Source organism: Aquitalea pelogenes, from assembly GCF_001515305.1.
GTDB lineage: Bacteria > Pseudomonadota > Gammaproteobacteria > Burkholderiales > Chromobacteriaceae > Aquitalea > Aquitalea pelogenes.
On record NZ_LNQV01000014.1, the window covers coordinates 39,268 to 60,957 of the forward strand.

The following is a 21,690-nucleotide window of genomic DNA, read 5'->3' on the forward strand; positions in this document are numbered from 1 at the left end:
GCGCCGGCATGATGCGCTACATCACAAGCCGGATGTCCGTCTGGCGGACATCCGGCCTCTGTTCAACCGGGGGCCGCAGCCCCCTCCTCTTGCATCACTCAGTCAAGCGCAAGGCTTAGTGCTGGATGATGTAGAGGTCCTTGCCGCGGTAGCGGTCCATCGGGTTCTTGCCGTAGCCACCCACATAGGACTTCACCAGACGCGGTGCGGTGTATTGCAGCAGCGGGATCATCGGATAGTCATCCATGATCATCTTCACAGCCTGGGTGAACAGTTGCTTGCGCTTGGCCTGATCAGTGGTATCGCTACCCTGCTTGATCAGTGCTTCGGCCTTGGCATTGCAGTTCTTGTTGTCGTTCTGGTCGTTGTCACACTGCACCAGCGCGAGGAAGGTGGTGGCGTCGTTGTAGTCAGCTACCCAGCCGTTACGGGCGATCTGGTAATCGGCATCGTGACGCTTCTTCAGCAGCACCTTGAACTCCAGGCTTTCCAGCTCGGTATTCAGGCCCAGCTTGGATTTCCATTCGGAAGCGGCAAAGATGGCCATCTTCTTGTGGTAGTCACTGGTGTTGTAGGCAAACTTCAGCTTGGTGCCAGGCTGTACACCGGCCTGGGCCAGCAGCTTCTTGGCCTCTTCCACCCGCTTGGCCATCGGCCATTTTGCCCAGTCGTAGCTGGTGACATCGGCACCGGCAGTACCGGCCACGATGGCGCTGTAGGCCGGGGACTGACCGTCGGCAGTCACTTTCTTGGCCAGGATGTCACGGTCGATCACCATGGACAGTGCCTTGCGCACGCGCACGTCTTTCAGCAGCGGGTCCTTGTTGTTCAGCGAGTAGTAACGCAGGCCCAGGAAAGGCGCATTGCGGATTTCCTTCGGATACTGGGTCTTGTACTTGTCGTAAGTGCCGGACGGCAGTTCCAGTACCCAGTCGTTTTCGCCGGATTCATACAGCTTCACGTCGGCGTTGTGGTCTTCGATCGGCAGATAGGTGATCTTGCCCAGCTGCACGTTCTTCACGTCCCAGTACTGGGCGTTCTTTTCCACGACCACCTTGCTGTTGACCTGCCAGTCCTTCAGCGCAAAAGCGCCGTTGGATACCATCTTGCCCGGCTTGGTCCAGTCCTTGCCGAACTTGTCGATGGTGGCCTTGGGCAGCGGAGCCAGCTGGGTATTGGCTACCAGCGACGGCATGAACGGTACCGGGTACGGGGTTTGTACTTCCAGCGTGTACTTGTCCACGGCCTTCACGCCCAGCGCAGAAGCGGGCTTCTTGCCTTCGGTGATTTCCTTGCCGTTGAGGATGAAGATGCCGTAGGTAGAGGCATAGGGAGATGCCGTCTTGGGCTCGACAAAACGCTGCCAGCCATAGACGAAATCGCTCGCGGTCACCGCGGAACCATCCGACCACTTGGCATTCTTGCGCAGCTTGAATACCCAGGTGGTGGGGCTGGTCTGCTTCCAGGACTCGGCCACACCCGGCACAACCTTGCCAAAGCTGTCGGTGGCGGTGAGGCCTTCAAACAGGTCGGCGGTAATGGTGTTGGCCGGAACCGATTCGGCCAGTACCGGGTCCAGCGACTCGGGCTCGGAACCGGTGTTGCGGGTGAGTTCCTGTTTGGCAGCCAGTTTGACACCAGCCGGTACCTGCGCGGCCAGCGCCAGGCCAGAGCAAGCAGCCAGCGCCAGTGCCACTGCGGATGCGGTAATACGGAGCGATTTATTGTGATGCATTCGCCTATTCTCCTGTTCTGTAGAGCCCCGCTTATTGCGGGTGTGTAATTGGCCCGGATTATGTCCGGCATTTTCCGTTTGACTGTCCGAAACGGACGGGAAATTATGCGCCAGCGCTTTTGCAATTCTCAAGCCTCACCAGAAACAATATGACAATCGTTTTGCAAAATCCGTGTCATTTCAACGACTAGGCCTTAATTTCCAGCATTTTTGCGCAATATTTCCGCAGTAACAGCAACTATTCTCACCCAGCCCATGAGTAATGGTATTGGCAGGTATTAATATCTTGCATGCATGGCTTATTTAACAGGCAGTCCAGCCCCCCTCCCCGCGCCAATATGGGCGATTTAGCCATCCGGCATTAATTGCCTGCGTATTCAGGCCGTACCGTCACCGGTAGTCAGCGGCGTAATAAGCCGCAACGCCTTTAAATACGCGGCTTTCATTACAGCCTGTAAATAGGGCCAGTCTTTGCTCAGAGACGGACGGATTGCCCGACAACCCGGCAATACCAATAAAAAAAGCTCCCTTGCGGGAGCTATTTCGACTCTGGCCAAGCGGGACTGACTTCAGTCCTGCATGCGCCAGTGGATGGCCTCGCCGGCACGCAGCGGCACCAGCACATCGTCGCCATAGGCCAGTTCGGCCGGCACGGTCCAACTTTCCTTCACCAGAGTAATGGTGTCGGCATTGGGGGCCAGGCCATAGAAAGCCGGGCCATTCAGGCTGGCAAAGGCTTCCAGCTTGTCCAGCGCGCCGGCCGCTTCGAAAGCTTCGGCATACAGCTCGATGGCGGCATTGGCGGTGTACATGCCGGCACAGCCGCAGGAAGCTTCCTTGGCGTGACGGGCATGCGGTGCGCTGTCGGTGCCAAGGAAGAACTTGGCCGAACCGGAGGTGGCCGCGGCGACCAGCGCCTGGCGGTGCAGCTCGCGCTTGAGTACCGGCAGACAGTAATGATGCGGACGGATGCCACCAACAAAGATGGCATTACGGTTCATCAGCAGATGATGCGCGGTGATGGTGGCGGCAATATTATCCGGCGCGCTGGCCACATATTCGGCGGCATCCTTGGTGGTGATGTGTTCGAACACCACGCGCAGGGACGGCAGGCGGGCCAAGAGTGGCTGGAAGACCTGTTCGATGAACACGGCTTCGCGGTCGAAGATGTCGATGGCGGAGTCCGTCACTTCACCATGCACCAGCAGCGGCATGCCGCATTCGGCCATGGCTTCCAGCGCCGGCATGGCTTTATCAATACTGCTGACACCAAAGTCGGAATTGGTGGTGGCACGGCCGGATACAGCTTGATGCCATGCACGAAACCGCTGGCGCGCGCCTTGCGCACTTCTTCGGCACTGGTGTTGTCGGTGAGGTAAAGCGTCATCAGCGGTTCGAAGCGGCTGCCGGCCGGCAGTGCGGCCAGAATGCGCTCACGGTAGGCGGCGGCAGCTTCCACCGTGGTCACCGGCGGTTTCAGGTTGGGCATGATGATGGCACGGCCCATCTGGCGGGCGGTGTCGGGCAGTACGGCAGCCAGGGCTGCGCCATCGCGCAGGTGCAGGTGCCAGTCGTCGGGGCGGATCAGGGTCAGTGTCGTCATGCGCTCGGGCTCTATGTCGGGTCTATGTCTGGGCTGGCAGTATCGGTTGCGGTCAGGCTTACTTGCGACGCAGTACCATGCGGAACTTGCCTTCCGCCGTGGTGGTGGACTCCAGCAGGGCATTGCCGGTCTGGCGGCAAAAAGCCTCGAAATCCTTGGGTGCACCGGCATCGGTGGCAATCACTTCCAGCACGGCACCGCTTGCCATATCGGCCAGCGCCTTCTTGGCGCGCAGGATGGGCAAGGGACAGTTGAGGCCGGACAGGTCAATCAGGCGGTCGGGAGTCATGGGGCGTGTCGCTCAGTCTTTACGTTACAATGCAGAGGTGAAGGCAGTATTCTACCGGCTATCCATCCGAGTAGTTTACGCCACCCGTCAAGCCCTTCCCAAATCGGAATGCCCGCCATGTGCGTGATTGCTTTTGCCTACAAGATGCCCGGCCTGGGCCAGCTGGTTTTGCTGGCCAACCGCGACGAATACTATGCCCGCCCGGCCGCAGCGCTGGACTGGTGGGAAGGCCATACCGATACCCTTGGCGGGCGCGACCTGCAGGCCGGTGGCAGCTGGCTGATGGTGGATGGCCGTGGCCGCTTTGCCGCGCTGACCAACTTCCGCGAAGGCTATGGCAAGAGCGGGGAACGCTCGCGCGGCGAGCTGGTCCAGCGCTTTGTCACCGGCGATGACGACCCGTTTGCCTTTGCCGACTGGCTGCGCGACAACCACCAGCACTATGCACCGTTCAACCTGCTGTACGGCAAGGTGGACGATCTGTTCCACTTTCACAGTCGTGGCGCACGCATTGCCCGGGTGACACCCGGCATCCACACCCTGTCCAATGCCACGCTGGACACCCCATGGTTCAAGAGCGAACGCCTGGCCGAACACTTGCGCGGCCTGCGCCGTCCGCCCGGCGAGGATGAAGCCTTTGCCTGGCTGGCCGATGCCACCGCGGCCGGGCCGGGCCAGTTGCCCAACACCGGGGTGGGGCTGGCGCTGGAAAAGGTGTTGTCGCCGGTATTCATTCAGGGCCGCGATTACGGCACCCGCGCATCGATGCTGCTCAACGTATCGGCCCGTGGTGATGTAAGCTTGTCCGAACTTACCTGGGGGTTGGCCGGCCGCGAAGCCGGTCGCCGCCGTTATACCATCCGGCCGGGGCAAATCCAGCACCCGGCCAAGCCTTGAGCAGGAGATGTGCGTGAATCTGTCCCGATTTGGTCTGGCCCTGGCCGGACTGCTGCTGGCCCTGGCTGCCCAGGCCAGCGAATACAACAAGGGCTTCAACAACACCAACTACGCGCTGGAAGACGTAAAGCCCTGGGAAGAAGGCAAATACAGCATTCCGGCTTACCCGACGGCACCGGACTGGATCGGTTTTTATGTCGGCCCGGAAGTGGCCAACAAATACTTTGCCGACAGCAAGAGCATGACGGTGGGTGAGGATGGCGTGGTACGGCTGATCCTGCGTGTGCAAAGCCCGGCCGGTGCCGAGAACCTCAGCGTGGAAGGCATCCAGTGCAGTGCCAATACCTACCGCAGCTATGCTTTTGGCGACAGCATCAACAAACGCTGGATTGAATCCATGCGCGAGGAATGGCGCAAGATTGAATACGATGACAAGGCCCGCCGCGCCCTGCGCGAGGACCTGTGTGTAGAGAAGACTGCACCGAAATCTGCCGAACAGGCGGTCAAGCTGCTGCGTGCCGCGCCCTGGCGCTGAAGCAGCGGCGCTGAAAAGCTGACGCCCTGCCACAGGGCGATGCCTGGCTGTTACGGCCTGTGTCGCCCTGCCTGCACCAGCGCGGTGCATTCGTCATGACAAGCAAGTGAAATTGCGGTATCAATAAGGCTTTCCCCCATCTGGCCGTATTGTGTCTTCACCTGCCCCCTCCCCGCGCAGCGCCCTGGCGCTGGCCCAGTTCAAGATCCTGCTTTCCGCACTCGGTTTTGGCAGCATGGCCATTCTGGCGCGCTTTGCCTACGCCGATGGCGTGTCCACGCCCAGCCTGCTGTTCCTGCGCTTTTTCCTGGCTGGCATCCTGCTGCTGCCCTGGGTGTTATGGAAGAAGCTGCCGTGGCCACGCGGCCGGGCACTGCTGGTGCTGATCGCCATGGGCAGCATGGGCTATGCCGGCATGGCCGCCTGTTATTTTTCCGGCCTGCACTATGCCAGCGCCGGCACCATCGCCCTGCTGCTCTACCTGTTTCCTGCCATCGTGCTGGTGCTGTCCACCCTGTTGCTGGGTGAACGCTTTAGCCGCAGACGCCTGCTGGCGCTGGCACTGGCGCTGGGCGGGCTGGTGATCACCATCGGTCTGGAACTCTCCGCCCAACCGCTGGGACTGCTGCTGGGTCTGGGTTCGGCCATCATCTATTCGCTGTACATCCTGGCCGGCAGCCGTTACACCAGCGAGTGTGATCCGCTGACGTCCGCTTGTGTGGTGGTGTTTTCCGCTGCCAGTTGCTACGGGGTGTATCTGGCCAGTACCGGTTTTCACGGCCCGGCCAGCCTGCACGGCTGGCTGTCGGTATTGGGCATTGCCTGCTTTGGCACAGTGGCGGCACTGGCACTGTTCCTGTCCGGACTGGCCCAAACCGGTGCCACCCAGGCCTCGCTGATTTCCACCGCAGAACCAGTGGTCACCATCCTGCTGGCCTGGCTGTTACTGGGCGAACCGCTGGGCTGGAGCCAGGTGCTGGGTGGCGGGCTGATTCTGGCAGCGGTGGTATTGATCAGCCGCGAAGCGCGGCCGGAGCAGGTGCAACTGACCGAGCTGCATGACTGAAACCGGACAATACAAAGGGAACATCAATGAAATACGGTCTGACCGGCCTGCTGCTGGCAGGGCTGTGCAGCAGCATGGCGCTGGCTGCCAGCGACAGCTGCCAGAATGCCATGACGCAGACGGACATGAATGTCTGCGCGGCCAAGACGCATGACCTGGCGGATACACAGCTGAACAGCCTCTACAAACAGTACCGCCAGCGCCTGGCTGCCGACGACCAGCAACGGCTGACTGTTGCCCAGCGTGCCTGGATAGGCTACCGGGATGCTGCTTGCCGCTTTGAAACCGCCCAGGTCAGTGGTGGCAGCATCTTCCCGACCATCTGGTTGCAATGCCTGACCGGCAAGACGGAGAACCGCATCAAGGAGCTGCAAAAACTGATGCAATGCAAGGAAGGCGACCTGGACTGCCCGTCATTGCAATAAAACGCTACACGGCATGGCGGAAGATGCCGGTGGCTCAGGCACCTGCCTTCCAGTGCCCGCTCTTGCCACCTTCTTTTTCCTGCAACTGCACGGCAGATATCACCATGCCACGGTCCACCGCCTTGCACATGTCGTAAATGGTGAGCAGGCCGACGCTGGCTGCGGTAAGGGCTTCCATTTCCACCCCGGTCTGGCCGCTGCACTCGGCAGTCACGGTAATACCGACACTGCTGGCGGCTTCGTCCAGCGCAAATTCAACAGCCACGCGGGTGAGCGCGATGGGGTGACAGAGCGGAATCAGGTCGGCAGTGCGCTTGGAAGCCATGATGGCGGCGATGCGGGCAATGCCCAGCACATCGCCCTTTTTATGATTGCCATCGCGGATCAGGGCCAGGGTGGCAGGCAGCATGCGGATACTGCCCTGCGCCACCGCACGGCGACGGGTGACCTCTTTGTCACCCACGTCCACCATGTGGGCCTGGCCACTGGCGTCGAAATGCGTCAGTCCGGACATCAAAACCTCCAGCAAGCGGCAGCACTGACTGCCATCTGATTTGAATGGCTGGCAGTGTGCGGCTATCGGATCAATTTGCCAATCAGCCAGAAGAGGGAGAGCAACAGCCCCAGACCGCCCGTCCATTTGCACAGCCGCAGGCTGAGTTGAAGGTAGCGCGGGTTGCGGGTGAGGGCATAGCAGATGGCCGCCCAGCCAAACGCCAGGATGATGACAATCGCCCACAGCCGCCACCACAGCATGCTTACACCGCCTCGGGCAGACGATGGAAGCTGGACGGGGCGTCCAGCGGGTCGACAAAGCTGGCGTATTCCCAGGCATCCGGGGTTTCCAGCAGTTTGCGCAGCAGCTTGTTGTTCATCGCATGGCCGGATTTATGGCCGGAGAAGGCGGCAATCAGCGGGTGGCCGACAATGTAGAGGTCGCCGATGGCGTCCAGAATCTTGTGACGCACGAATTCATCGGGGAAGCGCAGGCCTTCCGGATTGAGCACGTATTCATCATCAATCACGATGGCGTTATCCAGGCTGCCGCCCAAGCCCAGTCCATGCTGGCGCATGTATTCCACTTCATGCATGAAGCCGAAGGTGCGGGCGCGGCTGATTTCATCCAGATAAGAGCTGCTGGCAAAGTCGATTTCGACTTTTTGCGGTGCCAGATTGAAAGCCGGGTGATTGAATTCGATGGACAGGGTGATCTTGAAGCCGTCCAGCGGGTCCAGCCTGACCCATTTGTCGCCTTCGACGATTTCCACCGGCTGTTTCACCCGGATGAAGCGTTTGGGCACGGACTGCTCGACCACACCAGCACTTTGCAGCAGGTAAATGAAGGGGGCGGCGGAGCCATCCATGATGGGGATTTCCGCCGCCGTCACCTCGACGACAAGGTTGTCGATGCCAAAGCCGGCAAAGGCTGACATCAAATGCTCGATCGTGCCGACACGCACGCCGGTGTCTGTCACCAGCGTGGAGGAGAGGCGCGTGTCGTTGACGAGCGCAGGCTCGACTTTCACATCCACCGGCTCGGGCAAGTCGGTTCGGCGAAAGACGATGCCGGTGTCGGGCGCTGCCGGCAGCAGGGTGAGTTTCACCCGCTCGCCAGAATGCAAGCCGACACCTGTGGCGCTGATCGCTTGTTTTAGCGTGCGCTGGAATATCATGTGAAGCTCTCAGGCAATCGGGAAAACCCGATTCTAGCACAGGCTTTCGCCATGCTTTATTGATTGCTAATCACACGTTAATAGTATTTAACTATTTATCCTGGCAGACCTTTCTTAATCTGCCTGCTTGCGCAGGAAGGCCGGAATGTCATAGCTGTCGCTCACTTCCGGGTTGGAGAAGTCGGTGGACGGCGCAGCGCGGCGACGGCCCTGACGCATGATGGCCGGGGTATCGAAATCGTCGTAGTTGATGACTTCCACCGCACGGTCGTCGGTGCCGGTCTTGACGATCTTGATGTACTCCGGACGCTCTTCGCGTACCGGCTTTTGCTGCCCCAGGCCGGTGGCAATCAGGGTGACACGGATGGTGTCTTCCGGCATTTCTTCCACTTCGGCGGTACCGAACTTGATCTGTGCATCTTCGTCGGCGTACTGACGGATGATGCCCATGATTTCGCGGTATTCGCTCATCTTCAGGCAACCCGGTGCGGTGGAAATGTTCACCAGCACGCCACGTGCGCCTTCCAGGGTGATGTTGTCCAGCAGCGGGCTGGCCACGGCTTGCTCGGCGGCCACGCGGGCACGGTCGATGCCGGAGGCGTAGGCAGAACCCATCATCGCCAGGCCCATTTCACCCATCACGGTGCGTACGTCGGCAAAGTCGACGTTGATCAGACCGGGGCAGGTAATCACTTCGGCGATACCGGCTACTGCGCCCTTGAGCACGTCGTCGGCGGCACGGAAGGCTTCACGCATGGTCACGTCGTCGCCCAGTACTTCCATCAGCTTTTCGTTGGGGATGACGATCAGCGAGTCAACATGCTTTTTCAGGTCTTCGATACCGCTCTGGGCTACTTTCAGGCGCTTGCCTTCGTGCTCGAACGGACGGGTGACCACACCTACGGTCAGGATGCCCAGTTCCTTGGCCACTTCAGCCACCACCGGGGCAGCACCGGTACCGGTACCACCGCCCATGCCGGCAGTCACGAACACCATGTTGGCGCCACGCAGGGCGTCGGCAATGCGTTCGCGGTCTTCCAGCGCGGCGCTGCGGCCCACTTCCGGGTTGGCACCGGCACCCAGACCACGGGTCAGGTTGTTGCCCAGTTGCAGTTTCTGCGGCGACTTGTTGCGCTGCAGGGATTGCGCGTCGGTATTGGCGCAGATGAATTCAACGCCATGCACATGGCTGCTGATCATGTTGTCGATGGCATTGCAACCGCCGCCACCTACACCGATCACTTTGATCACAGCCGCGTTGGCGGTCTCTTGCATTACTTCAAAAACCATTCCGCTCATTTGCCTCTCCTCAAGTTTAAGATGAGCTTGCATTCCACTATTTACTGCTGCCCGAAAAACAAAAATCACAGCAGCGGCCACCCGGCCGCCGTTGCTTAGAAATTACCGGCGAACCAGGCCTTCATGCGGCCAAACAGCTGGCCCACACCCGCGCTTTCCACTTTGGGTCCGCTATGGGTCTGGATCTGGTCCTTGCCGTACAACAACAGGCCGACACCGGTCGAGAAACGTGGCGTCTTCACCACCTCGGCCAGGCCGCCTACATACTTGGGCACGCCCACGCGCACCGGCATGTGGAACACTTCTTCTGCCAGTTCCACCATGCCCGGCATCAGGCTGGCACCGCCGGTCAGCACGATGCCGGAGGACAGCAGGTCCTCGAAGCCGCTGCGGCGCAGTTCCTGCTGTACCAGCTGGAACAGTTCTTCCACCCGTGGTTCCACCACTTCGGCCAGCGTGGCGCGCGACATCTGGCGCGGCCCGCGCTCGCCCACACCCGGTACTTCGATCATCTGGCCCGGATCGGCCATGCTCACCAGCGCCACGGCATGCTGGATCTTGATGTCTTCCGCTTCCTTGGTAGGCGTGCGCAGCGCCATGGCGATGTCGTTGGTGATCTGGTCACCGGCAATCGGAATCACCGCGGTATGACGGATGGCACCGTTGGCATACACGGCGATGTCGGTGGTGCCGCCACCGATGTCGATCAGGCATACGCCCAGGTCTTTTTCGTCTTCCGACAGCACGGCAATGGCCGAGGCCATCGGTTGCAGCACCAGGTCGGACACTTCCAGACCGCAGCGACGCACGCATTTGGTGACGTTTTGCGCAGCAGACACCGCGCCGCTGACGATGTGTACCTTGGCTTCCAGGCGCACGCCGCTCATGCCCAGCGGTTCGCGCACGCCTTCCTGGCCGTCGATGCTGTATTCCTGGGTGAGGATGTGCAGCACCTGGTGGTCCGGCGGGATGGTGACGGCGCGTGCGGTTTCAATCACGCGGTCGATGTCCATCTGGGTGACTTCGCGGTCCTTGATGGCCACCATGCCGTGCGAGTTGATGCTCTTGATGTGCGAACCGGCAATCCCGGCAAACACCTCGTGAATCTTGCAGTCGGCCATCAGTTCGGCCTCCTCCAGTGCACGCTGGATGGCCTGCACGGTGGATTCGATATTCACCACCATGCCGCGCTTCAGACCACGTGACGGGGTCTGGCCCATGCCGATGATGTTGAGCTGGCCGTCATCCAGGACCTCCGCGACAATCGCCACGATCTTGGACGTTCCGATGTCCAGGCCGACCAGCATGTTCTTGCTTTCCTTAGGTTTGCTCACCTGTCGCTCCAGCTAGGTATTACTTTTTCACTTGTGCCGGCGGCGCTTTGTAATCAGGCATCCGCACAGCAAATCCATTGGGGTAGCGCATGTCCACGTAATCGATGTGGTACGCAGCGCTGCCAGCTTGTCTTTCCAGTACTGGGCGAATCGCTCCACCCGCAAATCCACGTCACCCCGACCCAGGTCCAGCTTGATGCCGTTATCCAGGTCCACTTGCCAGGCCCGACGCGGTGACAGCCAGATTTCCTGCGGGGCCAGCCCCGTCGGTTTCAGTCCCTGACGCAAACGCGCCAGCATGGCTGTCATGTCCTTTTCTGCCCCTGCCGGGCCATGAAACACCGGCAGTTGCTGGTCGCTGGCGGCGTCGAAGCGGTCGCCGTGGCTGTCCACCAGCCCGTTTTCGCCCCAGCGCGCCTGCGCCACATGTTCTTCCACTGCAATTTCCAGTGCATCCGGCCAACGCCGGCGCACCTGTGCGTCCCGCACCCAGGGCAGCTTGCCAAACGCCGCCCGGGTCTTGTCGATGTCCAGCGTGAAGAAAGTACCCGTCAGCTCGTGCTCGGCAATGAAGCGCAGCTGTTCCGGCGTCACTCTTTTCATCTGTCCCTGGATCTGGATTTTCTTCACCGGAAACACCGGTGCGTGTGTCACCCAGAATCCACCTGCATACAACAGCATCAGCAGCGAGGCACCCAGCAGGAAATTGGCCAGGCCTTTCAGCAGCTGATGGTTATCCCACATGCACCATATCCAGCACGTTCAGGCACAGGTCCTCATAGCTGATGCCCTGGGCGCGCGCGGCCATCGGCACCAGGCTGTGGCTGGTCATGCCCGGATTGGTGTTCACTTCCAGCAGGTAAATGCCACCTGCTTCATCCATCAGGAAATCCACCCGGCCCCAGCCCTGACCGCCCAGTACCTGGAAGGCTTGCAGGCACAGTGCGCGGGCGCGCTGTTCCACTTCTTCACTCAGGCCGGACGGGCAGCGGTATACCGTGTCGTCGCGGAAATACTTGGCCTGGTAGTCGTAATACTCGGTGGCCGGTTCGATCTTGATGGTGGGATAGGCCTGGCCATCAATCACGGCACAGGTGTATTCGCCACCACCGACAAAACGCTCGGCCAGCACCAGCGGGTCGTACTTGCGGGCTTCCGCAAACGCTGCTTTCAGTTCGCCCGGCTGCTTGACCTTGGTCACGCCAATGCTGGAGCCTTCGGTCGCCGGCTTCACGAACAGCGGCAGGCCCAGTCGTGCTTCCACGGCGGCAAAGTCGCTGTTTTCGTCCAGCAGTTCGAACTCCGGAATCGGCAGGCCGGCACCGCGCCACAACAGCTTGGTACGCCATTTGTCCATGCAGATGGCCGAAGCCATCACGCCACAGCCGGTATACGGAATGCCCAGGGTTTCCAGTGCACCTTGCAGAGTGCCGTCTTCGCCAAACGGGCCGTGCAGGATGATGAACACACGCTCGAAGCCTTCTTCTTTCAGTGCTGCCAGCGGTTTTTCGGCCGGGTCGAAGGCATGGGCGTCCACACCGCGCGAACGCAGCGCGTTCAATACGCCGTTGCCGCTCATCAGCGAGATTTCACGCTCGGCGGAGCTGCCACCCATCATCACTGCCACTTTGCCGTACTGCTTCATTTCTCTTCCTTACTGGGAGGGCCTGTCCCCTCCCGCCAAAATTCGCCTGGCGCTTACAGCTTGCCGGCCACCAGCTTGCCCGGCACCGCACCGATGGAACCGGCACCCATGGTGATCACCACATCGCCATCGCGGGCGATGTCCATGATGGTGCGCGGCATGTCGGCAATCTGCTCGACAAACAGCGGCTCCACCTTGCCCGACACGCGCACCGCTCGGGCCAGTGCACGGCCATCGGCGGCCACGATGGGCGCTTCACCGGCGGCATAGACTTCGGACAGCAGCAGCGCATCCACGCCGTTCAGCACTTTGACAAAATCTTCAAACAGATCGCGGGTACGGCTGTAACGGTGCGGCTGGAAAGCCAGCACCAGCCGTTTGTCCGGGAAGGCACCGCGTACTGCGGACAGCGTGGCGGCCATTTCCACCGGGTGGTGGCCGTAGTCGTCCACCAGAGTGAAGCTGCCACCGTCAGGTAGCGCCACTTCGCCATAACGCTGGAAGCGACGGCCCACACCGGCAAATTCGGCCAGACCGCGCTGGATGGACGGAATATCCGCACCGCATTCCAGACCGATGGCAATGGCCGACAAGGCATTCAGCACGTTGTGACGGCCCGGCAGGTTGAGCACCACCGGGAAGCGCTGTTGGCTGCCATTGTTGACCACCACGTCAAAATGCATCTGGCCCCCGGCCGCAACCACGTTGTCGGCATAGATGTCGGCCGAATCGTCCAGACCGTAAGTGGTGACCGGCTTGGTGATGCGGCTGCGGATTTCGCGCACGTTCGGGTCATCCACGCACAGCACGGCACGGCCATAGAAGGGCAGGCGGTGCAGGAAGTCGACAAAAGCCTGTTTGAGCTTGTCGAAGCTGTGGTCGTAGGTGTCCATGTGGTCGGCGTCGATATTGGTGACCACCGCCATCACTGGCGTCAGGTGCAGGAAGGACGCGTCCGATTCGTCGGCCTCCGCCACCAGGAATTCGCCGGAACCCAGCTTGGCATTGGTGCCAGCTGCGGTCAGCTTGCCGCCGATCACGAAAGTCGGGTCCAGCCCGGCTGCCGCCAGCACCGATGCCGTCAGGCTGGTGGTGGTGGTTTTGCCGTGGGTGCCGGCAATGGCAATGCCCTGCTTGAAGCGCATCAGCTCGGCCAGCATCATGGCGCGCGGAATCACCGGGATGCGGCGCTCGCGGGCGCGCAGGACTTCCGGGTTGTCTGCCTTCACTGCGGTGGAAGTCACCACCACATCGGCACCTTCCATATAGGTTGCATCATGGCCAAAGAACACGCGTGCGCCCTGGCTTGCCAGGCGCTGGGTGGCGGCACCATCGGCCATGTCCGAACCGGACACGGTGTAGCCGAGGTTCAGCAGAACCTCGGCGATGCCGCACATGCCGACACCACCGATGCCGACGAAGTGAATGTGTTTGACCCTGTGTTTCATGTTCTTTCTCGTTGCTTCCGGCCGCTTGGGGCTGCCGTATTACTGTTCGTCCGCCAGCGCCTGGCACAGATCGGCCACCCGGGCAGCTGCGCCGGGGCGGGCCAATGCATGGGCATGGCTGGCAAGTTCCAGCAGACGGGGCCGGTCAAGACCAGCCAGAACGTCTGCCAGCTTTTGTGCTGTCATTTCCTGCTGCGGCAAATGGATGGCCGCGCCTTCCGCTGCCATCCACTTGGCGTTGTCACGCTGGTGCGCGGTGGTGGACACCACCAACGGCACCAGAATGCTGGCCACGCCAGCTGCGCACAGCTCGCTTACCGTAATGGCACCGGCGCGGCAGATGATCAGGTCGCAGTCGGCCAGGCGGCTGGGCATGTCATCGATAAACGGCAACAGCGTCACATCCTGTTCCAGACCGGCGGCACGATAGGCTGCCTCCACCTCGGCAAAGTTCGCCTCCCCGGTCTGATGGGTCAGCTGCGGCCGCTTGTCCTCTGGCAGCAGTGCCAGCGCCTGCGGCAGGGTCTGATTCAACACCCGCGCACCCAGGCTGCCACCCACTACCAGCACCCGTAGCGGGCCACTGCGTCCGGCCATACGCTGTGCCGGAGCCGGCAGGGCTTCGATTTCCTGGCGTACCGGGTTACCCGTTACCAGCGCCTTGGGCCCGCTCTTGGCTGCGCTGCCGTCAAAACCGCACACCAGCTTGCGGGCAAACGGCAGCAAGGCCTTGTTGCTCAACAGCAGGCTGGCATCGGCATTCACCAGTACCAGCGGCTTCCACAGCAGGCCGCTCATCACGCCACCGGGCAGGCAGACATAGCCGCCCATGCCCAATACCACATCCGGGCGATGACGCAGCAACAGCTGCGCCGAACGCACGAACGCACCGCACAACTGCAGCATGCCCTTGAGCGAGCCGATCAGGCCCTTGCCGCGCACACCATGGAATGCCAGCCGCTCCAGCGGGATGCCGGTGGGCGGCACCAGCTTGTTTTCCATGCCGCGCTCGGTACCCAGCCACACCACTTTCCAGCCGCGCGCTTGCAGCGCTTTGGCCACGGCAAGGCCGGGGACAATGTGTCCGCCCGTACCTGCTGCCATTACCATGACCGTTCTGTTCGTCATCTTCATCAAACCTTGTAACCGCGCATGATGCGCTGATTTTTGCTTCGTCCTGCGGCCTCGCAGAAACCGCCACCACCGGGCTTGCGCCCTTACGCGCCTGTCGGCGCTTGTCCTGCGTGACTACACTTTGTAGCCACGCATGATGCGGCGGTTTTCATAATCAACCCGCAGCAGCACGGCCATGGCGATGAGGTTCATCAGCATGGCCGAACCACCAAACGACATCAGCGGCAGGGTCAGGCCCTTGGTGGGCAACAGGCCCATGTTCACGCCGATGTTGAAAAACACCTGAATACCCAGCCAGATGCCCATGCCCTGCGCCACCAGCGCCTGGAAGAACCGTTCCAGCTTTTTCGATTCCACGCCGATGTGAAACGCACGTCGCACCACCCAGGCATACAGGCCGATCACCACGCAGATGCCGACAAAGCCGAATTCTTCCGAAATCACCGCCATGATGAAGTCGGTATGGGCCTCGGGCAGGTAAAACAGCTTTTCAATACTGGAGCCCAATCCCACGCCATACCACTCACCCCGGCCAATGGCGATCAGCGAGTGCGACAGCTGGTAGCCCTTGCCATACGGGTCGTCCCACGGGTCCATGAAACCCAGTACCCGCTTGAGCCGGTATGGCGAGGAAATGATCAGCAGCACGATGGCCACCGCCGCCATCACCGCGAGGCCCGAGAAAATGCGCATATTGATGCCGCCGAGGAACAGCACGCCCATGGCAATGGACATCACCACCATCAGGGCACCGAAGTCCGGCTCGCGCAGCAACAGGAAGGCCACCATCACCATGGCGGCAAACATCGGCGCAAAGCCTTCTTTCAGGCTGTGCAGCTTGTGGGTTTTGCGCACGGTGTAATCGGCGGCGTAAATCACCGTGGCGAACTTCATGATTTCCGACGGCTGCAGGTTGAGCACGAACAGGTTGATCCAGCGGCGCGAACCGTTCACCACCCGGCCGATACCGGGAATCAGCACCAGCACCAGCAGCACGATGCCCAGCAGGAACAACTTGCCGGCGTATTTCTGCCAGATGCGGGTAGGTACCTGGAACATCACGTAGGATGCGGAAAGGCCGATCACCATGAAAATGATGTGGCGGATCAGGTAGAAATAACGGTTCTGCGTGGCAACATCGGCCTCGGCATAGGCAATCGACGCCGAATACACCATCACCAGGCTGATGGACAGCAGCAGGGCCAGGGCCCAGGCCAATGCCTCGTCAAACGGTTTGATGGCGGTGTAGCGGCGCGCCGAGTGCACGATCATGGCTGCCCCTTTCCGGTTGCGGCCTTGATCTGAGCCACGGTGTCGATAAACACCTGGGCGCGATGGGCGTAGTTGCGGAACATGTCCAGGCTGGCGCAGGCGGGCGACAGCAGCACCACATCACCCGGCTGAGCCAGTTCAGCTGCGGCGCGGGTGGCTTCTTCCAGCGTGGCGTAGTCGTGCAGCGCAACGCCGCTGTCGGCCAGTGCGGCACGGATGCGGCCGGCATCGCGGCCAATCAGCAATACGGCGCGGGCAATGCGCTGGCAAGCCGGTGCCAGCGGGCTGAAATCCTGGCCCTTGCCATCGCCACCGGCTATCAGCACCACCTTGCGGGTCATGCCATTGAGGGCGGCCTCGGTAGCGCCGACATTGGTGCCTTTGGAATCGTCAATCCAGGCGATGCCGTCAAATTCGTCCACCAGCTCCACGCGGTGGGCCAGGCCCTCAAAGCTTTGCAAGCCTTGCAGCAGGGCAGTGCGGTCCAGTCCGATGCTGTCGCACAAGGCCAGCGCGGCCAGGGCGTTGGCGGCATTGTGCAGGCCTTGCAGTTGCAGGCTGGCTTGCGGCAGTACGGCCTCGCCCTGTGCGCTAAGCCAGTATTGACCGTCCTGCTGGATCAGGCTGTATTCCACCGGCTGCTTGAGCGAGAACCACTTGACCACATGGCCGGGGCGCACCATGGCCGGGGCCAGGATGTCGTCGCGGTTCAGCACCTGCACACCCTGGCCGTTAAACACGGCCGTCTTGGCGTGGGCGTAGTCCAGCAGGTCGTTGTAGCGGTCCAGATGGTCTTCGGAAATATTCAGCACCGTGGCGGCATCGGCCGCGAGGCTGTACGTGGTTTCCAGCTGGAAGCTGGACAGCTCCAGCACCCACACGTCCGGCTGCTTGCCGGACTGTTCGCGTTCCAGCAGGGCTTCCAGTACCGCCAGGCCGATATTGCCGGCCACGATGGTATCCAGCCCGGCCTGCTGGCACAGATGGCCGACCAGACTGGTGACGGTGGTCTTGCCATTGGAACCGGTAATGGCAATCACCTTGCTGCCATTACCCTTGATGGCGCGGGCCAGCAATTCCACATCGCCCACCACTTCGCCACCGGCGCGACGGAAAGCATCCACCGCCGGGTTTTTCAGCGGCACGCCGGGGCTGAGCACCAGCATGTCGACACCGGCAAAGGTGCTGGCATCGAATGCGCCGGCGCGCAGTTCGGCGTCCGGCACATGGCGCTGCAGTTCGGCCACGCGCTCGGGCGCGGGCTTGCTGTCGGCCACCACCACGCGTGCGCCGTGGGCAGCCAGATAGCGCGCGGCAGCCAGCCCCGAGCCTCCCAGCCCCACTACCGCGATGTGTCGATCAGCAAAGTTCATGAGCCCTTGTCCTTAACGCAATTTCAGTGAAGCCAGGCCAGCGAGCACCAGCATCATGGTGACAATCCAGAAGCGCACCACCACCTGGGTTTCCTTCCAGCCCTTCAATTCGTAGTGGTGATGCAGCGGTGCCATGCGGAACACGCGTTTGCCGGTAAGCTTGAACGAAGCCACCTGGATCATCACCGACAGTGCTTCCATCACGAACAGACCGCCCATGATGAACAGCACGATTTCCTGACGCACGATCACCGCCACGGTGCCCAGTGCCGCGCCCAGCGCCAGTGCGCCGACATCGCCCATGAACACCTGTGCCGGATAGGCGTTGAACCACAAGAAGCCCAGGCAAGCCCCGCAGATGGCGGCACAGAACACCACGACCTCATGTGCACCGGGAATGAAGGGCAGGCCCAGATATTTGGAAAACACCACGTGGCCAGCCACGTAAGCGAAGATGGACAGGCCGGAGGCCACCATCACCACCGGCAGCGCCGCCAGGCCGTCCAGGCCATCCGTCAGGTTGACCGCATTGGAGGTGCCGACAATCACCAGATAGGTCAGCACGCAGAAGCCGACCACGCCCAGCGGGTAAGCCACGGTCTTGAAGAAGGGCACGATGAACTCCGTGGAGGCCGGCAGCTTGGCGGTGGCAATCAGGAAAATACCCGCCGCAATGGCGATGGTGGATTGCCATACCATCTTGAATTTGGCCGACACGCCTTTCGGGTCCTTGTACACCACCTTGCGCCAGTCATCGTAAAAGCCCAGCGCACCGGTACCCAGCATCACACCCAGCAGCAGCCAGACATATTTGTTGGACAGGTCCGCCCACAACAGGGTGGTGATGGTGATGGACAGCATGATCAGCGAACCGCCCATGGTCGGCGTACCGGCCTTGACCAGATGGCTTTGCGGACCGTCGTTGCGCACGGCCTGGCCGACTTTCAGCTCGGTCAGTTTGCGGATGACCCACGGCCCCATCATCAGCGAGATGGTCAGCGAGGTGAGCGCAGCCATCACCGCACGCAGGGTGACGTAGTAGACAACGTTGAAAGTCCGGATATGAGAACCCAGCAGATCGGCTAGCCAGAGCAGCACCTTACACTCCCTCTTCTTGTTGTTTTGCGGTCGTCAGGTGTTCCACCACCCGTTCCATACGCATGAAGCGCGAGCCTTTCACCAGCACGGAAGCTCCCGCTTGCAAATTGGCGTCCAGCCAGCTGGCCAACGCCGTGAAATCATCAAAACTGTGTGCGCCGTCGCCAAAGGCGGCGGCAGCGTGATGGCTGAGTTCGCCCAGCGTCACCAGCTGTGCAATGCCGCGCAGGCGGGCGTGCTCACCCACCTCGGCATGCATTTGCGCTGCAGTCTCGCCCAGCTCGCCGATATCACCCATGACAAAGCAGTGCGGTGCGGGCAAACCGGCCAGCACGTCGATACCGGCTTTCATCGAATCCGGATTGGCGTTGTAGCTGTCGTCAATCACCACGCCGCCGTGACGGCCGGTTTTCTGTTGCAGACGGCCCTTGGCATTACCGAACACCGCCAGACCGGCAGCAATGGCCGCCAGCGGCACGTCCAGCGCCAGGGCCATGGCCGCTGCGGCCAGCGCATTGCGCACATTGTGTTCGCCCGGTGCCGGCAGGCTGATGGCCTGCTCGCCTTGCGGGCTGCACAGGGTAAAGCGGCTGCCCAGTGCCTGCAGGCTGATGTCACGCGCGCTGATGTCCGCCTGCTGCTGCAGGCCGAAGCTGCAGATGCGGTGCGTACCGGCGGCAGCACGGAACAGCGCAATATTGGCGTCATCGGCATTGACGATGGCCACGCCGTCCGCTGGCAGGCCGGAGAAGATTTCCGCCTTGGCACGGGCGATGTCGGCGGTATCGGCAAAATGGCCGATGTGGGCACGCATGGCATTGTTGACCAGTGCCACTTGCGGACGGGCCAGGCTGCTCAGATAAGTCAGCTCGCCGTGGTGGTTCATGCCCATTTCCAGCACCGCATAGCGGTGGGCGGCAGTCAGCCCCAGCAAGGTCAGCGGCAGGCCGATGTCGTTGTTGAAGTTGCCGGCGGTAGCGTGCACCGCCTGCTCTCCGGCATGGGCCTTGAGAATGGCGCTGAGCATTTCCTTGACCGTGGTCTTGCCATTGGAGCCGGTAATGCCCACGCGCAGTGCCGGCAGGGCGGCGGCCCAGCCGGCAGCCAGACGACCCAGCGCCAGCCGGGTGTCGTCCACCTTGATCAGGCTGGCGTTGTCGAGCGCAAAGTCCTCTGCCACCAGCGCAGCGACGGCTCCGCGCGCCAGTACATCGGCCACAAAGTCATGTGCATCAAAACGCTCGCCCTTGAGCGCGACAAACAAATCGCCCGGCTGTACGGCACGGCTGTCGGTCACCACGCGGCTCAAACGGGCTTGCCCGTCTGCGCCCGACAGGGTGCCAACTGCCCAGTGCGCGGCCTGCTGCAAGGTCATCATGCCTTGTCTCCCCAGGCCGTCAGCGCTTCTTCGGCAATGCGGAAATCGGAGAACGGGTGTTTCACACCGCCGATATCCTGGTATTCCTCGTGACCCTTGCCGGCAATCAGCACGATATCGCCCGCCTGCGCCTGACTCACCGCCCAATGAATGGCGGCGGCACGGTCGGCTTCAACATGACCGGGATGGCTCATGCCGGCCAGAATGTGGTCGATGATGGTTTGCGGGTTTTCGGTACGCGGATTGTCGCTGGTCACCACCGCCACATCGGCGATGCGCTCGGCGATTTCGCCCATCATCGGGCGCTTGCCCGGATCGCGGTCGCCACCGCAACCGAACACGCAATACAGCTTGCTGCCTGCGGGGCGGATATCGGCCAGCGTGGCCAGTGCCTTTTCCAGCGCATCCGGGGTATGAGCGTAATCAATCACCACCAGTGGTTCGTGACTGCCGCCAATGCTCTGCATGCGGCCACGCGCCGGCTGGATGCGTGCCATCACGGCGGCAGCGTCCGCCAGGCTGATGCCGTTGACACACAGGGTGGCGAGACAGGCCAGCAGGTTGCTGGCATTGAACCGGCCTACCAGACCGGTTCGCACCTCTACCTCGCCCCATGGCGTGGTGACCCGCAGTTGCAGACCATCCAGATTTGCCGTCAGGCTGAGCGGGCGCACATCGCCCTGGGTCAGGCCGTAGCTGACTACCCGGGTCTGGCTGGCATCGATGTCCTGCACCAGCTGGCGGCCAAACGGGTCGTCCACATTGATGACCGCATGCTTGAGGCCTTCCCAGTGGAACAGCTTGGCCTTGGCCGCGCCGTAGGCTTCCATGCTGCCGTGGTAGTCCAGATGATCGCGGGTCAGATTGGTGAATACCGCAGTGGCAAAACTCACACCGTTCACCCGTGCCTGGTCCAGGCCATGGCTGGATACTTCCATGGTCACCACATGCGCGCCCTGACGACGGTATTCGGCCAGTTTTTGCTGCACGGTGACCGGGTCCGGTGTGGTGTGTGTGGTTTGGGTCAGTTCGCCATAAAAACCGTTACCCACGGTGCCGATCAAGGCGGCTTTCTGGCCCAGCAAGGAAAACGCCTGCGCCAGCCAGTGGGAGATGGAAGTCTTGCCATTGGTGCCGGTAATGCCGATCACCGTCATCGCCTGGCTGGGCTGGCCATAAACATGTGCGGCCACCATGCCGGCCCGCTCGCGCAGAGCGGGGACAGGCAGGTTGGGGATTTGCCAGTCCGGATTCCAGCTGAATCCGTCGGCGGCATCCCACAGTACGGCAGCCGCACCTTTTTCCAGCGCGGCAGGGATGAAGTCGCGGCCATCGGTGTATTCACCGCGGCAGGCCAGGAAGACATCGCCGGGCAATACACGGCGGCTGTCCGCTTCTACCCGTTTGATGGGGAAGCCCAGCTGGTTCAGTTCTGCCGGATCCCAGTCCGGCAAGCTTGTCAGGCGACTTTTCATGTTCTGTTTCT

The 21,690-nt window shown here is 61.5% G+C and carries 20 protein-coding genes and 1 pseudogene; 4 read left to right on the plus strand and 17 right to left on the minus strand.

Going from position 1 to position 21,690, the window contains the following annotated elements:
• Positions 1–115 precede the first annotated feature (115 nt).
• From AWT75_RS07965 to AWT75_RS07975, 3 genes and pseudogenes are all read right to left on the minus strand, one after another.
• Entirely contained in the window at positions 116–1,735 is a 1,620-nt protein-coding gene (locus tag AWT75_RS07965; RefSeq protein WP_045846476.1) for a peptide ABC transporter substrate-binding protein, read from the minus strand.
• 569 nt (positions 1,736–2,304) lie between these two features.
• A pseudogene (gene pyrC, locus AWT75_RS07970) lies at positions 2,305–3,338 on the minus strand (dihydroorotase).
• Positions 3,339–3,396: 58 nt separating this feature from the next.
• A complete protein-coding gene (locus AWT75_RS07975) occupies positions 3,397–3,627 on the minus strand; it encodes a sulfurtransferase TusA family protein (RefSeq protein WP_062788728.1) in 231 nt (76 codons plus the stop codon).
• A 117-nt stretch (positions 3,628–3,744) separates the two neighbouring features.
• Between AWT75_RS07975 and AWT75_RS07980 the strand changes: the two genes are divergently transcribed.
• The 4 genes from AWT75_RS07980 (at position 3,745) to AWT75_RS07995 (ending at position 6,550) form a co-directional block, all read left to right on the plus strand.
• Positions 3,745–4,524, plus strand: a complete 780-nt coding sequence (locus AWT75_RS07980) for an NRDE family protein (RefSeq protein ID WP_045846479.1) — start codon at positions 3,745–3,747, stop codon at positions 4,522–4,524.
• Between the two features lie 13 nt (positions 4,525–4,537).
• A complete protein-coding gene (locus AWT75_RS07985) occupies positions 4,538–5,059 on the plus strand; it encodes a CNP1-like family protein (RefSeq protein WP_161937734.1) in 522 nt (173 codons plus the stop codon).
• 151 nt (positions 5,060–5,210) lie between these two features.
• Positions 5,211–6,125 carry a DMT family transporter gene (locus AWT75_RS07990; RefSeq protein ID WP_062788733.1) on the plus strand — a complete coding sequence of 305 codons (915 nt, stop codon included), beginning with the start codon at positions 5,211–5,213 and terminating at the stop codon, positions 6,123–6,125.
• 26 nt (positions 6,126–6,151) lie between these two features.
• Positions 6,152–6,550, plus strand: coding sequence for a lysozyme inhibitor LprI family protein (locus AWT75_RS07995; RefSeq protein ID WP_062788735.1), 399 nt, complete (start codon positions 6,152–6,154; stop codon positions 6,548–6,550).
• 34 nt (positions 6,551–6,584) lie between these two features.
• Here AWT75_RS07995 and moaC read toward each other — a convergent pair whose 3' ends face one another.
• The 14 genes from moaC to AWT75_RS08065 all read right to left on the minus strand — a co-directional run bounded on the left by moaC (position 6,585) and on the right by AWT75_RS08065 (position 21,679).
• Positions 6,585–7,064, minus strand: coding sequence for a cyclic pyranopterin monophosphate synthase MoaC (gene moaC / locus AWT75_RS08000; RefSeq protein WP_045846483.1), 480 nt, complete (start codon positions 7,062–7,064; stop codon positions 6,585–6,587).
• Positions 7,065–7,126: 62 nt separating this feature from the next.
• Positions 7,127–7,306, minus strand: a complete 180-nt coding sequence (locus AWT75_RS08005; protein WP_045846484.1) for a hypothetical protein — start codon at positions 7,304–7,306, stop codon at positions 7,127–7,129.
• Between the two features lie 2 nt (positions 7,307–7,308).
• Entirely contained in the window at positions 7,309–8,220 is a 912-nt protein-coding gene (gene lpxC / locus AWT75_RS08010; protein ID WP_062788799.1) for a UDP-3-O-acyl-N-acetylglucosamine deacetylase, read from the minus strand.
• A 117-nt stretch (positions 8,221–8,337) separates the two neighbouring features.
• A complete protein-coding gene (ftsZ, locus tag AWT75_RS08015; RefSeq protein WP_045846485.1) occupies positions 8,338–9,522 on the minus strand; it encodes a cell division protein FtsZ in 1,185 nt (394 codons plus the stop codon).
• Between the two features lie 95 nt (positions 9,523–9,617).
• Positions 9,618–10,829 carry a cell division protein FtsA gene (gene ftsA / locus AWT75_RS08020; RefSeq protein ID WP_218645090.1) on the minus strand — a complete coding sequence of 404 codons (1,212 nt, stop codon included), beginning with the start codon at positions 10,827–10,829 and terminating at the stop codon, positions 9,618–9,620.
• A 54-nt stretch (positions 10,830–10,883) separates the two neighbouring features.
• Entirely contained in the window at positions 10,884–11,600 is a 717-nt protein-coding gene (locus AWT75_RS08025; protein ID WP_239689511.1) for a cell division protein FtsQ/DivIB, read from the minus strand.
• A complete protein-coding gene (locus tag AWT75_RS08030; RefSeq protein WP_062788738.1) occupies positions 11,590–12,501 on the minus strand; it encodes a D-alanine--D-alanine ligase in 912 nt (303 codons plus the stop codon). Before AWT75_RS08030 ends, AWT75_RS08025 begins: the two co-directional genes overlap by 11 nt.
• Before the next feature lie 53 nt (positions 12,502–12,554).
• Positions 12,555–13,949, minus strand: a complete 1,395-nt coding sequence (gene murC, locus AWT75_RS08035; protein WP_062788740.1) for a UDP-N-acetylmuramate--L-alanine ligase — start codon at positions 13,947–13,949, stop codon at positions 12,555–12,557.
• A gap of 39 nt (positions 13,950–13,988) precedes the next feature.
• Complete coding sequence (murG, locus tag AWT75_RS08040) at positions 13,989–15,077, minus strand: undecaprenyldiphospho-muramoylpentapeptide beta-N-acetylglucosaminyltransferase (protein ID WP_062788801.1); 1,089 nt, start codon at positions 15,075–15,077, stop codon at positions 13,989–13,991.
• A gap of 120 nt (positions 15,078–15,197) precedes the next feature.
• The gene (ftsW, locus tag AWT75_RS08045; protein WP_045846490.1) at positions 15,198–16,355 is read right to left on the minus strand and encodes a putative lipid II flippase FtsW; all 1,158 of its coding nucleotides are present in this window, start codon (positions 16,353–16,355) and stop codon (positions 15,198–15,200) included.
• A complete protein-coding gene (gene murD, locus AWT75_RS08050) occupies positions 16,352–17,728 on the minus strand; it encodes a UDP-N-acetylmuramoyl-L-alanine--D-glutamate ligase (protein ID WP_062788743.1) in 1,377 nt (458 codons plus the stop codon). Before murD ends, ftsW begins: the two co-directional genes overlap by 4 nt.
• Before the next feature lie 12 nt (positions 17,729–17,740).
• Positions 17,741–18,826, minus strand: coding sequence for a phospho-N-acetylmuramoyl-pentapeptide-transferase (mraY, locus tag AWT75_RS08055; RefSeq protein ID WP_045846492.1), 1,086 nt, complete (start codon positions 18,824–18,826; stop codon positions 17,741–17,743).
• 1 nt (position 18,827) lies between these two features.
• Complete coding sequence (locus AWT75_RS08060) at positions 18,828–20,204, minus strand: UDP-N-acetylmuramoyl-tripeptide--D-alanyl-D-alanine ligase (protein ID WP_062788746.1); 1,377 nt, start codon at positions 20,202–20,204, stop codon at positions 18,828–18,830.
• The gene (locus tag AWT75_RS08065) at positions 20,201–21,679 is read right to left on the minus strand and encodes a UDP-N-acetylmuramoyl-L-alanyl-D-glutamate--2,6-diaminopimelate ligase (protein WP_062788748.1); all 1,479 of its coding nucleotides are present in this window, start codon (positions 21,677–21,679) and stop codon (positions 20,201–20,203) included. The genes AWT75_RS08060 and AWT75_RS08065 overlap by 4 nt, the downstream gene beginning before the upstream one ends.
• Positions 21,680–21,690 lie beyond the last annotated feature (11 nt).

What these genes read in the sequence shown, in the direction of transcription:
- AWT75_RS08060 (WP_062788746.1), bottom strand. Translation starts at nt 20,204, where the DNA reads ATGATGACCTTGCAGCAGGCCGCGCACTGGGCAGTTGGCACCCTGTCG.
- AWT75_RS07975 (WP_062788728.1), bottom strand. Translation starts at nt 3,627, where the DNA reads ATGACTCCCGACCGCCTGATTGACCTGTCCGGCCTCAACTGTCCCTTG.
- AWT75_RS08065 (WP_062788748.1), bottom strand. Translation starts at nt 21,679, where the DNA reads ATGAAAAGTCGCCTGACAAGCTTGCCGGACTGGGATCCGGCAGAACTG.
- moaC (WP_045846483.1), bottom strand. Translation starts at nt 7,064, where the DNA reads ATGTCCGGACTGACGCATTTCGACGCCAGTGGCCAGGCCCACATGGTG.
- ftsA (WP_218645090.1), bottom strand. Translation starts at nt 10,829, where the DNA reads ATGCTGGTCGGCCTGGACATCGGAACGTCCAAGATCGTGGCGATTGTC.
- murG (WP_062788801.1), bottom strand. Translation starts at nt 15,077, where the DNA reads ATGACGAACAGAACGGTCATGGTAATGGCAGCAGGTACGGGCGGACAC.
- murC (WP_062788740.1), bottom strand. Translation starts at nt 13,949, where the DNA reads ATGAAACACAGGGTCAAACACATTCACTTCGTCGGCATCGGTGGTGTC.
- murD (WP_062788743.1), bottom strand. Translation starts at nt 17,728, where the DNA reads ATGAACTTTGCTGATCGACACATCGCGGTAGTGGGGCTGGGAGGCTCG.
- AWT75_RS07995 (WP_062788735.1), top strand. Translation starts at nt 6,152, where the DNA reads ATGAAATACGGTCTGACCGGCCTGCTGCTGGCAGGGCTGTGCAGCAGC.
- AWT75_RS08005 (WP_045846484.1), bottom strand. Translation starts at nt 7,306, where the DNA reads ATGCTGTGGTGGCGGCTGTGGGCGATTGTCATCATCCTGGCGTTTGGC.
- AWT75_RS07965 (WP_045846476.1), bottom strand. Translation starts at nt 1,735, where the DNA reads ATGCATCACAATAAATCGCTCCGTATTACCGCATCCGCAGTGGCACTG.
- ftsZ (WP_045846485.1), bottom strand. Translation starts at nt 9,522, where the DNA reads ATGAGCGGAATGGTTTTTGAAGTAATGCAAGAGACCGCCAACGCGGCT.
- AWT75_RS07980 (WP_045846479.1), top strand. Translation starts at nt 3,745, where the DNA reads ATGTGCGTGATTGCTTTTGCCTACAAGATGCCCGGCCTGGGCCAGCTG.
- AWT75_RS08025 (WP_239689511.1), bottom strand. Translation starts at nt 11,600, where the DNA reads ATGTGGGATAACCATCAGCTGCTGAAAGGCCTGGCCAATTTCCTGCTG.
- ftsW (WP_045846490.1), bottom strand. Translation starts at nt 16,355, where the DNA reads ATGATCGTGCACTCGGCGCGCCGCTACACCGCCATCAAACCGTTTGAC.
- AWT75_RS08030 (WP_062788738.1), bottom strand. Translation starts at nt 12,501, where the DNA reads ATGAAGCAGTACGGCAAAGTGGCAGTGATGATGGGTGGCAGCTCCGCC.